This window comes from Streptomyces thermovulgaris, assembly GCF_002155915.1.
Taxonomy (GTDB): Bacteria; Actinomycetota; Actinomycetes; order Streptomycetales; family Streptomycetaceae; genus Streptomyces; species Streptomyces thermovulgaris.
In genome coordinates this window covers 1-14,592 of record NZ_MUME01000172.1, presented here as the reverse complement: position 1 = coordinate 14,592, position 14,592 = coordinate 1, and the positions used below count along the sequence as shown (strand labels likewise).

Genomic DNA, 14,592 nt, shown 5'->3' with positions numbered 1-14,592 from the left:
GCGGACACACCGCGCTGAAAGGCCAGCCACCCGCCAGCCGCGTCCCTAACCTCTCAGGGCAATACAGCTAGGCCGAGGAGTCTTGCTAGGTCGGACGTCCTGTACAGGGCGTCGGGCTTGATGCGCTTGGCGACGCGGGCGAGCGGGTGTTTCACGAGTGTCCTCCCTCTGGGCAGGTGTGGGTACTGCGTTCACCTCCGCCCGTGCGGAGAACAGATCCGCCTCATGGGACGCATCGCAGCCCTGGGCGGCTATCCCCGCCTGTGCGGGGAACAAGGTTCGGTGCACACCATGGCACACGCCACTGACAGTCGGTGGCCTGTTCAGGTCAGTCGGGCAGCACGTCCGTGCTGACGCACCGGAACCCGGTGTCGTTGTCGCACATGGTGCCGCTAGCGTCGTTGAACAAGGAGGGGGCGGAGCGCGTGAACGGGGAGGTGAACGCGCTGCCCTTCAGCTCGTACCGGCCAGGCTCGGTCTCAGTGGCGCACCATTCCCAGGTGTTGCCGCACATGTCGAACACGCCGTAGGGGCTCACCCCCGATTGGTATCGGCTGACGGGGGTGGTGTGCCCTATGCCGGAGTCGAGGACGTTGCACTTGGCGGCCGTCGGTGCGTCACCCCACGGGTAGACGCGGCCCTTGGTGCCTCGGGCCGCCTTCTCCCACTGCTGGCTCGTCGGCAGTGCCTTGCCGGCCCACTGCGCGTAGGCGGCCGCGTCGTGCCAGGTCACCCAGACCACGGGGTGGTCGAAGATGCTGTTCGGGCATTGTCCATCTGGCCAGTGCTTGGGGGCGCGGTGGCCGGTGGCCCTGACGAACCGGTAGTAATCGGCGTTCGTGGTCGGGTAGACGTCGATGCTGAACGTTTCTACCCAGGTCGGCTGGTTGTTCGGCCCAGCGAGGTAGATGCCTCCCTCGACGGTGACCATGAGTTTCCCGTCGATGGGGCTCTTGGTGTAGCGGGTCTCACGGCGCAGTAACTGCTCGGCCCGCGGGTCGGGGGCGGCGGCCGCCTGCTCAGTCAGCAGGGCCGCGAACCGTTCCTGGACCGCGGGGCCGACGGTGGCGAGCAACGTGTCCAGCGCTGCCTGGTTCGCGGCGCGCGGTGTGATGGCCTCGCCCTTGCCCTCCCACTTCACCAGCATCCGGTGACTGACGCCGACCAGCGCGGCGAAGTCCCGGCCGTTCATGCGCATGGCCTGGCGGAAGAGTAAGACCTCCCGCCCAGTCCATCGTACAACCCCCGTCACCACAAGCCTCCTACAGGCGTTCGCCCGGGATGGCGAGGTAGGCGTCCCGCAGCTTGGTCAGCACCGGGTGCTCCGTGGCCATCGGCACGTCATCGATCGCGGAGATTGCGCGGACACCGATCGTCGTGTTGGTCGCGAAGGCGGCACGCATGCCTTGTGCGTCGGCGAGCGTGACGGGCGCGATGTGCTGCTGCCCGATCTGCTGGAGCAGCGCCATGGTGACGCCGGGCAGTATGTCGGCCTTCGGCCATACGACGCCCTCCTCGCCGATGAAGCCGACGTTCCACGTGCCGCCCTCCGAGACACGGTCGTCGGGCCCGATGAACAGGGCGTCGTCGAAGCCGTCGAGGAGCGCGGCGCGCCGCGCGTGAAGGGCTCCGAAGAGGCCGCTGTGCTTGACCGCGGGCACATCCCGCTCGTAGCGGACGGACTTTACGCGGAGCGGGGGCAGCGGGAGGTCGGCGGCCGGGCGCACGGTGACGAGGACGCTGGGGTTTTTCGCCTTGTCGGGGTGGGCGAGTTCCACGGCCGGGTCGAAGACGGTGACGCGTACGACAAAGGAGCCAGTGAGGTCGCTGGTGGCCTGGCGGACGTAGTGGCGGACCTTCTCCGGGTCCAGGTCCGCACCGAAGACGGCCCGGCAGTCCCGGACGAGGCGCTCGAGGTGGAGACCGAGGCCGCGCACGCGCTGGTTGTCCACGCGCATCGAGGTGAAGTGGCCGTAGTTGGTCAGCGCCAGGGTCAGTAGGTCATCGGGGATAACGGGTCGTCCGTTGAGTTCCGCCATGTTCACCAGGATGGCAGCAGGAGCCTTAAAAGCCGATAGCTGTCCACAATGTGACGACGCGAAAGTTCGCCAAAAGTTCCTTCCGCTGCCATGGCACCCCGGTGTTCTCTGGTTACCTCTCAACCACTCTGGGTCACCGAAGGGTGTGCTCCGATGACTGCCCCGCCTCCCCTGGCGTACATCTACGACCGCTGCGTCACCTCGAATCCGGCGCTGCTCGACCTGCGTCTGGCCGCCTGCACCGAGTACCTCGCCGAGCAGGGGTGGCACGGCGCCGGCCGGTTCGTTGACTTCGGCGACGATGCCTTGACCAAAGGCCCCCGGCCGGAGTTCGACGCGATGCTGCGCGCGATGAGGGAGGCGGCCGGCCGTGAGCGCGTGTGCCTCGTGTACGACTGGGGGCGCCTCTCCCACGACCTCGACCACCGGCAAAAGTTCACCGACGCCGTGCTCGCCACCGGGGCGTGGCTGACGACCGTCGGCGGCCAGACGGTGCGGGCTGGGGCAGTTCCCGACGGGCGTCTCACGGCCGGGCCGGTGATCGTGTGAGGCGTCCGCCCCAGATACGCCACTGAACAAGCCCGATCCGCCGCAGGCGCCGAGCGCCTCGTAGACCGGCGCCGGCCGTGCACGCCCCCCGTCGCCCACGGCCGGCGCCTCCTGATCCCTTCCATCTCACCACCGCGAAGAGAAGACATGCCCGAACCGACACCGCTTACCTACAGTCGAGATGCCGCGCCGGCATGGATGCGGCATCACACTCTCGCCGTGGCCATCGGCTCTGATCTTTGGGCGGGACCGAAGCGGCCTGCGGGGCTGCGGAAGCTCGCGGAATTCCCGGGTGTGACGAGCTGGGGCGGCTGGCGAAGTGGTGCATGAACACGAAGCTGCGAACCGCGCGGCGATTCCGAGGCTCCTCCCGTGGTCGTCGGACGGCAAACCGTGCTGGCTGTCCCCGGAGAGCGAGGGCGGTTTCCTTTCCCAGTTGGCAGACGCTGTGGAGGCCGACCTGGTGCGGGACGCCCGCGAGCTGCTGGCCGAGGCCCACGGCTTGCTGGGCGAGGGCCGCGAGCTCGCAGTCCATGAGCTGAGGTTCGTTGCCTCCCGTCTGGCCGAAAGCCTGGCGGATGTGCTGCGGGTGGCCGAGTCGCGCGGCATGCGTCTCGGCGTCGGCGATCCGACTGTCGACGACGACCTGGATGAGCTGGGGGAGGAAGGGTTGAAGGCCGGCGAGTGACCGCTGCACAGCCCCCCAAGAAGCGGGCTGGCCGCAGAGGCCATGACGACGCAGAGCCGACCCCATTGGACTGGCTGCGCTCCATCTCCAAGGTGTGCGGCACCTGCTACGGTCATCGACTGATCTGGTGCCCTGTCTGCTGGGGGTTCGGGGGGTGCGGGATCTGCTCCATGCAGCTTCAAGTGCCTTGCCCTGATTGCGCGGGCGGTCATCGGCTGCCCCGCGCCTGGTAGACCAGCCCCGTCCGAGTGCCTGCCCCCGTGGCGCTCGGGCGGGGCTGCTTCATGTCCGGCGTCAGACGGCCGGCTGCGTGCTGGCGGCGAGGGCGAGGAGGTGCTCGTGCCTGAGGCGGTTGTAGCGGCACGCATCCACGTCCTCGGGCCCTGCCGTCCCGTCACCTTCTCGTCCGTCCCGTCCGCCTTGTCCGTCCGTTCGGCGGGACCCGTCGCCGAACGGACCCGCCCCACGGGTGGACGACGGCAGTGCGACGGCAGGGCCCGGGTGTCCGCGGGTTAGGTTGGTTCACAGCCCCTCACCGTCCCTCACCGCCCTTCACGGCTTCGAGGGACCGGCGCCGCACGGAACCGACCCGGAACCGACCGAACGGAGCCCGCGATGTCCTTCGACCGGCTGGCCTCGGCCACGACTCCCACCTGCCACGTCGGTCTGGGGCTCGCCGCGGTCGGACGGCCCGCCTACATCAACCTCGGCCGGGAGCGGGACCTTCCGGCCGACCGCACCGTCGAGGCCCTGCGCGAGCGCACCCATGAACTTCTGGACGCCGCCTACGCCCAGGGCGTCCGCTACGTCGACGCCGCCCGTTCCTACGGCCGCTCGGAGGAGTTCCTCGCCGACTGGCTGAGGACCCGCCCCGACGTCGACGACGTGGTGACCGGCAGCAAGTGGGGCTACACCTACACGGCGAACTGGAGCACCGACGCCGAACAGCACGAGGTCAAGGACCACAGTCTCGCCGCCTACGAACGCCAGCGCGCCGAGACCGCCGAACTGCTCGGCGACCGCCTCGACCTCTACCAGATCCACTCGGTGACCCCGGACAGCCCCGCCCTCACCGACAGGAAGCTGCACGCACGCCTCGCCGAGGCCGCCGCACAGGGCCTCACCATCGGCTTCTCCACCAGCGGCCCCGCCCAGGCCGACGCCATCCGGGCCGCCCTCGAGGTGACCGTCGACGGCGAACGTCTCTTCCGCACCGTCCAGTCGACGTACAACGCCCTGGAGACCTCCGCGGAGCCGGCCCTCGCCGAGGCGCACGACGCCGGGCTCACGGTGATCGTCAAGGAGGGCATGGCCAACGGACGGCTCGCGGAACCCCACGCCCCCGAGCCCCTCAAGGCCGTGGCCCGGGAGACGGGCTACGGCTGCGACGCGGTCGCCCTCGCCCTGATCCTGCGCCGCCCGTGGGCCGGGGTCGTCCTCTCCGGCGCCGCCACCCCCGGCCAGCTCGTCTCCAACCTCCACGCCCCGGCCGTGGACCTCGACGAGGAGCAGCTCGCCCGCCTGGAGACCCTGGCGGAGGACCCGCGGACGTACTGGCAGCGACGCGCACAGCTGCCCTGGCACTGAGCCCGGCCGGCCCGCCCTCCGCACACGCGTCCGCGCAGCGGGCAGCGCGGGAGAGACGGCCGAGAGGCCATGGCGCACACACTCTCCCGCTCTGTGGCGTGCTTCAGGACCGCGGACCGCTCCCGACGGCTTTCGCCGGGGGCCCGAAGACCGTACGAGGCGTGATCACGCCGCCTTTGCCTTGGTGGCGTACATGTCGACGTACTCCTGGCCGGACAGCCGCATGACCTCGGCCATCACGGAGTCCGTCACCGCCCGCAGCACATACCGGTCCCGGTCCATCCCCTCGTACCGGGAGAACTCCATCGGCTCGCCGAAGCGGACCGTGACCCGGCACGGCCGCGGCATGCCCGCACCCGTCGGCTGGATCCGGTCCGTGCCGATCATCGCGAACGGCACCACCGGCGCGCCGGTCATCAGCGTCAGACGCGCGATACCGGTGCGCCCCCGGTACAGGCGGCCGTCGGGGGAGCGGGTGCCTTCGGGGTAGATGCCGAAGACCTTGCCCTCCTCCAGGACCCGGCGGCCCGTCATCAGGGCCGCGACCCCGCCCTTGCCGCCGTCGCGGTCGACCGGGATCATGCCGACCCCGGTGAAGAACCAGGCCATCAGCCGGCCCTTGAGACCCTTGCCCTTGACGTACTCGTCCTTGCCGATGAAGAAGACCTGCCGGTCGCAGACGAGGGGCAGGATCATCGAGTCGATGAACGTCAGATGGTTGCCGGCCAGGATGACGGGGCCCTCGCTCGGGATGTGCTCCACACCCTCCACCCGTGGGCGGAACATCAGGCGCATGATCGGTCCGAGCACTGCCTTGAGGAGCGCGAAGCGGGACAACAGGCCCTCCGGGATCAGAGATGTCGAGGGGTGGTGGAGTCTGTGCAGGTGAGGACGATACTCGCGCCCTGGTCACGATTGCACATCCGGCTCACCGACTCTTACGCACTATTGACATATGTTTCCCCGTGCGGCAGGTCTGTTGCCTCCCGGTAACCCGTACGGAACGTCATGAACACCACGAATGCCATGAGCGGCAGAGCGGCGGCCGCTCGTCGCTCCGGGAAGGGGACCGGCGGCCGTGGCACGAAGCGACCGGAGGCGACGGCGGCCCTTGGTCCCTCTTTCCCGGGCCGGACCCGTCGGCACGTCAACCGCTGAACCATTCCACCCGTTCGGGGTGAACCCGGCCGTTTCGGAAACCCGCGGCCGGGACGGCTGCGTCGTGCCGCATATGACGCATGACATGGTCATCGCCCTGCGCCCGCTGCTCGCCGCCGAGGCCTCGGCGGAGGCGCATGCCTGCGGGGCGGAGCCCGACGACCTCGAACAGGCGGTCTGGCTGAGGCTGCTGGAGCTCCTGGAGGCGGACGGCCCGCCCCCCGATCCGCCGCGCTGGCTGCGCAGGGCCGTCCGCTTTGAGGCCGGCCGCATCCGTCGTACACACCGCATCGAGCGGCCGTACGGCCCGGAACCCGCCGACGACAGCGAGCGCGGACCCGAACAGCTCGTCCTGGCCTCCGCCCGCCGCCGCGCCCTGCGCGCGGCGGTGCGCCGGCTGCCCGGCCGCTGTCCCCGGCTGCTGGAGGCGCTGTTGTCGCCACGGGACCTCACCTACCGGGAGATTGCGGGAGAGTTGGGTATCTCACAGGGCAGTCTTGGACCGGAACGCTCCAGATGTCTGGGATGTCTGAGACGTTTGCTCGCGTCGGAGGTTGCGGCCCATGAAGTGCGGGGATAGGAGTGAGGGACAACCGGTGATCAGATGAGCGGGAGGCATGCGCACATGGGCATGAGCGTGACCATCTCTGCGGCGACCGAACAGGACGCCGAACAGATTTTCAGGCTGCAGTACCTGTGCTTCCAGAGCGAGGCCGCCCTCTACGGCAACTACCGCATCGACCCGCTCGTCGAGAGCCTCGACTCGGTCCGTCAGGAGGTGGCCCAGAACTGCGTCTTCGTGGCGCGGCTCGGCGAGGAGGTGGTCGGCGCGGTACGCGGCCGGATCACCGAGGACGGCGCGGCCTCCATCGGCATGCTCTGCGTCCACCCGCGCCTGCAGGGACACGGCATCGGCGCCCGGCTGCTGAAAGCGGCCGAGTCCGCCCTGGCCGAGGAGCGCGGCGCCACCAGGTTCCGTCTGCACACGGGCCACCGCAGCGAGGGCAACCTGCGTCTGTGCCGGCGCGTCGGCTACCGGCAGGTGGGCACCGCCCAGGGGGCCGACGGCATTCCGATGGTCGTCCTGGAGAAGCCGGCCGACGCCTACGCGGCGACCGCGTAGCGCCGGAGCCTCTCCCTTCGGGGCTTCTTCCCCCGAGGCCCTCTTCTTCCGGGTTCTCCCGAGGCCCCTTCCTCCGGGTTCTCCCGGGTCTCTTCGAGGCCTCGTTCTCCTGGGAGGCTCCCGGGGCTCTCCTGGAACCGTCCCGGAGCCGTCCCGGGGGCCTCCTGGGGCCTCTCGTCCGGACCGGGCTCATGGGGTCCGGCCCGGTCCGGACGAAGGACCCCGGCCCCGAAGGCCGGGAAGGTCAGGAGTTCTCCGGCTGCTGCTTCCGGGCCCTGCGCAGCCAGTGCAGGGCCGTCAGCGGAAGCAGCACCGGGATGAAGAGATAGCCCATGCCGTACTGCGACCACACGGTCGCTTCGGGGAACGCGGACGGGTCGACGACCGTCCAGGTCCCGACCCCCAGCACCCCCGCGAGCTCCGCCGCACAGCACACCAGGGCCAGTCTGCGGGCCGTCTCCCCGCCGCGCACCAGCGAGTACGTGATGAAGCCGTACACCACGCCGGCGACGGCCGAGAGCGAGTAGGCGAGCGGCGCACGGTCGAACTCGGTCGCGATCTGGTAGGCCGAGCGCGACACCGCGCCGACGACCATCACGCCGTACAGCCAGACCAGCAGCAGGCCCGGGCCGTTGATGAGGCGGGCCCTGGCAGGTTTCTCCTCCACGGCGGTCACCTCAGCCTCCCCAGATGTCATAGAGCCGCACCTCCAGTACGGCGAGAACGACACCGCCCGCCGCGACCGTCACCGAGCCCCAGCGCGTGCGCTCGGCCAGCGACATGAACCCGGTCGCCGGAATGCACGCGAAGGCGCCCAGCAGATACGCCACGAAGATCGTTGTCCCCTGGTCCGGCCTCGCGCCCCGCGCCAGTGCCACGATCCCGGCCACCAGCTGGACAAGGGCCAGCACCGAGACCACGGCCATCCCGATGAAGTGCCAGTCCTTCGTGGGCTGGTCGCGGTAGGCCGCCCAGCCGCACCAGGCGGCGAGCAGCAGCGCGGCGACGCCGGTCACCAGCATCAGGACGTCAAACATGCTGCGACCTTAATACGGGGCCGCCGTGACGCCGCGTCCGGCCCGGCCCGGCGGTTGTGGCCGGGGCCGTCCGCGGGTTTGCCGCCGTGGCGTTGGCCACAGTCGCGTGCGCCGCGTGCCCCGGTGGAATCCCCCAACGGCCGTGACGGCCTTGCCAGTACGGACCGCCGGCGCGGATGCCGGGGTCCGTGCGGTGCGGGCGGGGTGTCCATGTATGTCCAGCATGTGGACGGGAGGGGTTGGCCCCCGTCGCGGGTCTGGTTTACTGATCGCATGACCACGACGAGCGACCGCATCCCGGTGACCGAGGCGACCGTGCCGCCCGGTGCTCGTTGTCTGTGTGCTGCGTGTCGAATGTGCACCCGCTAGAGGGCCCCTGCACCAGCTGAGCCTCGCGCCCCGAAGCGAGCGCCCGCTCACGCCCGCGCCCCGTCCGGCGCCCATGGCTGAGCCACACCCCCGCGCACACGTTTCTCCTGCTGCCACCACCCTGGCGGGAACCGTGCTGCGTTCCGGCGGTACCCGACCATGAATGCCGTGCCCGGCGCCCAGGACGCGCCGCGCACTCGACAGTGACGGAAACCCACGTGATCACCACATCGGGCCTCACCAAGGTCTACAGTTCGCGCGGTCGCGAGATCACCGCGCTCGACGGCGTCGACCTGCACGTTCGCGAAGGCGAGGTGTACGGCGTCATCGGCCAGTCCGGCGCCGGCAAGTCCTCGCTGATCCGTTGCATCAACCTGCTGGAGCGCCCCACCTCCGGCACGGTCGTCGTCGATGGACAGGACCTCACCGCCCTCGCCGGGCGCGGCCCGCGGGCGAGCAGGGAACTGCGGCGGGCGCGCAGCCGGATCGGCATGGTCTTCCAGCACTTCAACCTGCTGTCCTCGCGCACCGTGCAGGACAACGTCGAACTGCCCCTGGAGATCCTCGGCACATCCGGGAAGGAACGGTCCCGCAAGGCGCTCGAGCTGCTCGATCTCGTCGGCCTCGCCGACAAGGCCAAGGCCTACCCCGCCCAGCTCTCCGGCGGCCAGAAGCAGCGCGTCGGCATCGCCCGCGCCCTGGCCGGCGACCCCAAGGTCCTGCTGTCCGACGAGGCCACCAGCGCCCTCGACCCGGAGACCACCCGCTCCATCCTCCAGCTGCTGCGCGACCTGAACCGGCAGCTCGGCCTGACCATCCTGCTCATCACGCACGAGATGGACGTGGTGAAGTCCATCTGCGACTCCGCCGCCCTCATGGAGAAGGGCCGCATCGTCGAGTCCGGCACGGTCGGCGAACTGCTCGCCACCCCGGGCTCGGCGCTGGCCGCCGCGCTCTTCCCGGTGAGCGGGGACGCCACCGGCGAGGACCGGACCGTCCTCGACATCACCTTCCGGGGCGAGAGCGCCACCCAGCCCGTCGTCTCCCAGCTGGCCCGCACCTACAACATCGACATCTCGATCCTCGGCGCCGCCATCGACACCGTCGGCGGCCTCCAGATCGGCCGGATGCGCATCGAACTGCCCGGCCGCTACGAGGACAACGTGGTGCCCATCGGCTTCCTGCGCGAGAGGGGCCTGCAGATCGACGTCGTCGGCCGGACCGCGGACCGGCCCGCGCTGGTGAAGGAAGGTGCCAAGTGAACGGGGCCGAGTTCTCGGAGATGTGGCCGCTGCTGTCCCAGGCCTGCTGGGACACCCTCTACATGGTCGGCTGGTCCACGCTCATCGCCGTCGTCGGCGGCCTTCCCCTCGGCATCCTGCTGGTGCTCACCGACCGGGGCGGGCTGCTGCAGAACGTGGTCGCCAACAAGGTGATCGGGCAGCTCGTGAACATCACCCGCTCGATGCCGTTCATCATCCTGATGGTCGCCCTGATGGGCTTCACCCGCTGGGTCACCGGCACCACGATCGGCCGCGAGGCCGCCATCGTGCCGCTGGCCATCGGCGCCATCCCCTTCTTCGCCCGGCTCGTCGAGACGGCCGTCCGTGAGGTGGACGGCGGGCTGGTCGAGGCCGTCCAGGCCATGGGCGGCAACACCTGGACCGTCGTACGCAAGGTCCTCGTGCCCGAGGCCCTGCCCTCGCTGATCTCCTCGACCACCACCACGATCGTCGCCCTCATCGGCTACACCGCGATGGCGGGCACCGTCGGCGCCGGCGGCCTCGGCGACATCGCCGTCCGCTACGGCTACCAGCGCTTCGACACCCAGCTGATGTGGATCACCGTGGGGATTCTCGCCGTGGTCATCTCGGCCATCCAGTTCGCCGGTGACGCCGCCGCCCGCGCCCTGCACCGCCGCGCCGGCCGCTCCGGACCCGGGCCGAGGCTGCGGCTGCCGAGGACGAAGGAGCCCGAGGCCGCCGACGTGAGCGACGTGAGCAAGGCCGCCTGAGGCCCTCCACGGACTTTCTGACCCGCCCCGTTCCTTCCCGACGGGGTCGTACCACCGAGGAAAGGCACTTTTCGTGCGTAACACCGTCAAGATCACCGCTGCTGTCCTGGCCGCCGGAGCCCTCACCCTCGGGCTCACCGCCTGCGGCTCCGGCTCGGACTCCGGCTCCTCCAAGACCGACGCGAACGCCCCGCTGACGGTCGCCGCCACCCCCACTCCGCACGGCGAGATCCTCGCCTACGTCAAGGACAACCTGGCGGAGAAGGCCGGTCTGAAGCTGGAGGTCAAGGAGTTCACCGACTACGTCACCCCGAACACGGCCGTCCAGCAGGGGCAGGTCGACGCCAACTACTTCCAGCACAAGCCGTACCTCGACGACTTCAACAAGAAGAACGGCACCGATGTCGTCCCGGTCCCGGGCGGCACCGTGCACCTGGAGCCGCTCGGCGTCTACTCCAAGAGCCTCAAGCAGCTGTCCGACCTGAAGAAGGGCGCCACCGTCGCGCTGCCCAACGACACCACCAACGAGGCCCGTGCCCTGAAGCTGCTCGAGGCCAAGGGCGTCATCGAGCTGAAGAAGGGCGTCGGATACGAGGCGACCCCCAAGGACATCACCTCCAACCCCAAGAACCTCACCTTCAAGGAGCTGGAGGCGGCCCAGCTGCCGCGCTCCCTCGGCGACGTCGACGCGGCGGTGATCAACGGCAACTACGCGCTGGAGGCCAAGCTCAGCCCGGCCAAGGACGCGCTCGCCGCCGAGTCCGCCGAGGACAACCCGTACGCCAACTTCCTCGCCGTGAAGAAGGGCAACGAGAACGACCCGCGCGTGGAGAAGCTGACCGAGCTGCTCACCTCGCCCGAGGTGAAGAAGTTCATCGAGGACAAGTACGACGGCGCGGTCATCCCGGCGTTCTGATCCGTACGTCCCTCCGCACGGCACCCGCCCCGCACGGCCACGGACGGGGTCCGCTCCCTCACCGGGGGTGGACCCCGTGGTGCGGTTCGGTGCTTTCATGCTGCATGCTGGGCAGTTCAGCAGGCCCTGACGGTTTTCCCGAAGGTTACGGAGCGGCGCATGACTAGCACCTTCCCCAACATCTCCATCAGCACGGAGCGGTTGGTGCTGCGTCCCCTGGAGGAGGACGACGTGTCCGCCCTGGCCGAGATGATGAACGACGAGCAGGTCGCGGCCTGGACCGACATCCCCCAGCCGTTCACCGAGGACGGTGCCCGCGCCTGGATCACCGAGCAGGCCCCCGCCGAGCGCACCGCCGGCCGCGGACTGGACCTCGCCATCACCGAGTTCATCACGCAGCGGCTGGTCGGCGTCATCCGGCTGGCCAAGACCGACTGGTACGTGCGGTCCACCGAGCTGTCGTACATCGTCGCCCCCTGGGCCCGTGGCGAGGGCTACGCCGCCGAGGCCGCGCTGGCCACCGCTCAATGGCTCTTTCGCGACCAGAAGTTCGAACGCATCGAGCTGCGCACGGCCGCCGGCAACACCGCCTCCCAGCGGGTGGCGCAGAAGATCGGCTGCATCAGCGAGGGCGTGCTGCGCAGCGCCTGCATAGCGCATGTCCGCGCCGAGGACGGCACCTGGACCGACACACGGACCGACTACATCGTGTGGAGCCTGCTGCCGGAGGACCTGGAGGGCGCGGGCGAACAACTCGCCGACACCGGCGATTTCACCGGCACTTTCACGTCGTTCCCCCACTGGAACTGACACGCCGGGAGGGCGGCCCCGCGCCCTGGCGCGCGCCGTACCACCGCACCGGGTACTCTCACGAGGCCCGCACCCGGGCATTTGACCCTCATGACCTGCGCATTCCTGGAGACTGACAACGATGGCCGACCGGGTCACGGTGATCGGCTGGGACGGTTCGCCGCTGACCGACGCGGCGCGCAGTGCGCTGAGCGCCGCCACCCTCGTGGCGGGAGCAGCCCACCATCTGGCGCTGCCCGAGGTGCCGCCCACCGCCGAGCGCATCCGCCTCGGCAGTGTCGCCCTCGCCGCCCGCCGGATCGCCGCCCACCGCGGGACCGCCGTGGTGCTCGCCGACGGCGACCCGGGGTTCTTCGGGGTCGTACGGACCCTGCGGGCCCCCGAGTTCGGCCTGGAGGTCGAGGTCGTGCCCGCCGTGTCCTCCGTGGCCGCCGCCTTCGCCCGCGCCGGGATGCCCTGGGACGACGCCCAGGTGGTCGTCGCGCACAAGCGCACCCTGCGGCGCGCGGTGAACGTGTGCCGCGCCCACGGCAAGGTCGCCGTGCTCACGGCCCCCGGCGCCGGACCCGCCGAACTGGGCCTGCTCCTGGAGGGCGTTCCCCGCACCTTCGTCGTCTGCGAGGAACTCGGCACCGAGCGCGAACAGGTCAGCATCGTCACCTCCGACAAGGCCGCCGACCACACCTGGCGCGACCCCAATGTGGTCATCGTCATCGGAGGCGGGGGCAACGCCGAGAACAGCGGCTGGATCGCCGGACGCGACCCGGGCGCCGGACCACGCGGCTGGATCCAGCCGGCCGAGGCCTACGGCGGGGGACTCGGCGAAGGAGAAACGGATCTGCTCCGGGCCGCCCAACTGGCCCGCCTCGGGCCGCGCATCGGCGACCTGGTGTGGGACATCGGCTGCGGCAGCGGCGCCTTCGCCACCGAGGCCGCGCGCGCCGGCGCCGCCGTCATCGCCGTCGACCGCGACCCCGGGGCCTGCGCCCGCACCGAGTCGGCCGCACGCCGTTTCGGCGTCCGGCCACAGGTGGTGCAGGGCAGCGCCCCGCACATTCTGGAGAACCTGCCCGAACCGGACGTCGTCCGCGTCGGCGGCGGGGGAGCCGCCGTGGTCTCCGCGGTCGCCGACCGGCGCCCGCAGCGGATCGTCACCCACGCCGCGACCCGGGACGCGGCCGAACTCATCGGCCGCGACCTCGGCGAGCACGGCTACCGGGTCGAGTGCGCCCTGCTGCAGTCCCTGGCGCTCGACACGCGCGCGTGGACGGAGAAGGAGCGCAGCGTGGTGTTCCTGCTCAGCGGTGTGCTGCCCGAACGTGCCCCGTGAGCAGGTTGTCGTACTGCGCGCGGTAGGCTAGCCGGTTGTCGCACCGCACCGGGCGATCCGGACAATCGTTCGTCAATGTCCGGAAAGCTCACCCGATGTGGGGTGGGTGCGGTACGGCAGAACGGGGAGGGCGCGCAACGTGGCGCAGTCCACAAGGGGCTGTCGCGGATCGCGCTGCCGCGGCGGCCGAAGGACCGCGAGAATGCCACTCAATGGCTTTGTCGCCTTTTCCGGACGAGCGGTTCGTGCCGCAGGGCGCGGATGCTCGTTCTTCACTGCGGGGCGGTCGGCGCGCCGTTCCGGGTGAACTGGTCGTAGGAGCACGAAACCGATGGGCGAGGGGTACGCATGACCGACACCGGCCAGGTCCCGGGCGAGGGGCTGCCGGAGAGCGCAGGCATGGTGGAACAGCCGGGCGTCGCCGCGCACGGTGCGTACGCCTACCTCTCCGAGGCGCCCGCCGAGGACGAGGATCTGCTGCTGCCCGGCTCCCAGGGTGCATGGGGCAACGAGGTGCCCCCGCCCGCCCCGGAGCCCGTCGTCGAGGCCGTCCACGAGCCGGGACCGCACGAGATCTCCGGCCGTGACACCGGCTCGGTCGACCTCACGGGCGTACGGCACCCCGAACCCGCGGAACCCGCCGCTCCCACGGCGCACACCGCGCCTTCTGCGCACACCGTGCCTTCTGCGCCCGCCGCACCGGCCGCGCCCGCCGCGCCGGCGGCCCCGCGCCGTCCGCTGCACCTCGGGCCGCCGATCCCGGACCCCTCCGCGAGCCCGGTCCGCTCCCTGGCCGACCGCGGCCCCGCGGCCGTGCCGCCCCGGCGTCCCGCACCGCCCGTGGTCGGTCCCGAGTACTCCACCGTCTCCCCGGTGCGCGAGCCGGTTCCGCAGAGCGCCGCTGCCTGGGGCGCCGCGACGGCTCCGGCTGCTCCGGCGGCCGGCCCGGCGGCGACGGCCGCCGGAGCAGCC

At 70.6% G+C, this 14,592-nt stretch carries 15 protein-coding genes and 1 pseudogene; 11 read left to right on the top strand and 5 right to left on the bottom strand.

Going from position 1 to position 14,592, the window contains the following annotated elements:
* Positions 1-328: 328 nt before the first annotated feature.
* Both CCN35_RS15470 and CCN35_RS15465 read right to left on the bottom strand, forming a co-directional pair.
* Complete coding sequence (locus CCN35_RS15470) at positions 329-1,192, bottom strand: formylglycine-generating enzyme family protein (RefSeq protein WP_086793160.1); 864 nt, start codon at positions 1,190-1,192, stop codon at positions 329-331.
* Between the two features lie 70 nt (positions 1,193-1,262).
* Complete coding sequence (locus tag CCN35_RS15465) at positions 1,263-2,039, bottom strand: aminotransferase class IV family protein (protein ID WP_067399266.1); 777 nt, start codon at positions 2,037-2,039, stop codon at positions 1,263-1,265.
* Between the two features lie 153 nt (positions 2,040-2,192).
* Between CCN35_RS15465 and CCN35_RS15460 the strand changes: the two genes are divergently transcribed.
* From CCN35_RS15460 to CCN35_RS15445, 3 genes are all read left to right on the top strand, one after another.
* Positions 2,193-2,588 carry a recombinase family protein gene (locus CCN35_RS15460; RefSeq protein WP_067399269.1) on the top strand — a complete coding sequence of 132 codons (396 nt, stop codon included), beginning with the start codon at positions 2,193-2,195 and terminating at the stop codon, positions 2,586-2,588.
* Between the two features lie 319 nt (positions 2,589-2,907).
* Complete coding sequence (locus tag CCN35_RS15450; protein ID WP_067399272.1) at positions 2,908-3,276, top strand: hypothetical protein; 369 nt, start codon at positions 2,908-2,910, stop codon at positions 3,274-3,276.
* A 615-nt stretch (positions 3,277-3,891) separates the two neighbouring features.
* Positions 3,892-4,863 carry an aldo/keto reductase gene (locus CCN35_RS15445; RefSeq protein WP_067399276.1) on the top strand — a complete coding sequence of 324 codons (972 nt, stop codon included), beginning with the start codon at positions 3,892-3,894 and terminating at the stop codon, positions 4,861-4,863.
* A gap of 165 nt (positions 4,864-5,028) precedes the next feature.
* Here CCN35_RS15445 and CCN35_RS15440 read toward each other — a convergent pair whose 3' ends face one another.
* Positions 5,029-5,700: a lysophospholipid acyltransferase family protein gene (locus CCN35_RS15440; RefSeq protein ID WP_067399279.1), complete on the bottom strand. Its 672-nt coding sequence runs from the start codon at positions 5,698-5,700 to the stop codon at positions 5,029-5,031.
* A gap of 394 nt (positions 5,701-6,094) precedes the next feature.
* Between CCN35_RS15440 and CCN35_RS15435 the strand changes: the two genes are divergently transcribed.
* A complete protein-coding gene (locus CCN35_RS15435; protein WP_067399282.1) occupies positions 6,095-6,601 on the top strand; it encodes an RNA polymerase sigma factor in 507 nt (168 codons plus the stop codon).
* Positions 6,602-6,646: 45 nt separating this feature from the next.
* Entirely contained in the window at positions 6,647-7,144 is a 498-nt protein-coding gene (locus CCN35_RS15430) for a GNAT family N-acetyltransferase (RefSeq protein WP_067399285.1), read from the top strand.
* Positions 7,145-7,388: 244 nt separating this feature from the next.
* Here the strand turns inward: CCN35_RS15430 and CCN35_RS15425 are convergent, their stop codons facing one another.
* On the bottom strand, positions 7,389-7,820 hold the full coding sequence (locus CCN35_RS15425; protein ID WP_086793151.1) for a hypothetical protein: 432 nt from the start codon (positions 7,818-7,820) through the stop codon (positions 7,389-7,391).
* A gap of 1 nt (position 7,821) precedes the next feature.
* Positions 7,822-8,181 carry a hypothetical protein gene (locus CCN35_RS15420; RefSeq protein ID WP_067399291.1) on the bottom strand — a complete coding sequence of 120 codons (360 nt, stop codon included), beginning with the start codon at positions 8,179-8,181 and terminating at the stop codon, positions 7,822-7,824.
* Between the two features lie 587 nt (positions 8,182-8,768).
* On the opposite strand from CCN35_RS15420, the gene CCN35_RS15415 reads away from it, so the two are divergent.
* The 6 genes and pseudogenes from CCN35_RS15415 to CCN35_RS15390 all read left to right on the top strand — a co-directional run.
* Positions 8,769-9,812, top strand: coding sequence for a methionine ABC transporter ATP-binding protein (locus tag CCN35_RS15415; protein WP_086793149.1), 1,044 nt, complete (start codon positions 8,769-8,771; stop codon positions 9,810-9,812).
* A 20-nt stretch (positions 9,813-9,832) separates the two neighbouring features.
* On the top strand, positions 9,833-10,564 hold the full coding sequence (locus CCN35_RS15410; protein ID WP_086793158.1) for a methionine ABC transporter permease: 732 nt from the start codon (positions 9,833-9,835) through the stop codon (positions 10,562-10,564).
* A gap of 73 nt (positions 10,565-10,637) precedes the next feature.
* Positions 10,638-11,480: a MetQ/NlpA family ABC transporter substrate-binding protein gene (locus CCN35_RS15405; protein WP_086793147.1), complete on the top strand. Its 843-nt coding sequence runs from the start codon at positions 10,638-10,640 to the stop codon at positions 11,478-11,480.
* A gap of 159 nt (positions 11,481-11,639) precedes the next feature.
* Positions 11,640-12,290 (top strand): GNAT family N-acetyltransferase, encoded by a 651-nt coding sequence (locus CCN35_RS15400; RefSeq protein ID WP_067399301.1) that lies wholly within the window; start codon positions 11,640-11,642, stop codon positions 12,288-12,290.
* 121 nt (positions 12,291-12,411) lie between these two features.
* On the top strand, positions 12,412-13,620 hold the full coding sequence (gene cbiE, locus CCN35_RS15395; RefSeq protein WP_067399304.1) for a precorrin-6y C5,15-methyltransferase (decarboxylating) subunit CbiE: 1,209 nt from the start codon (positions 12,412-12,414) through the stop codon (positions 13,618-13,620).
* A 348-nt stretch (positions 13,621-13,968) separates the two neighbouring features.
* Positions 13,969-14,592, top strand: a pseudogene (locus CCN35_RS15390) (nicotinate-nucleotide--dimethylbenzimidazole phosphoribosyltransferase); the annotation flags it as partial.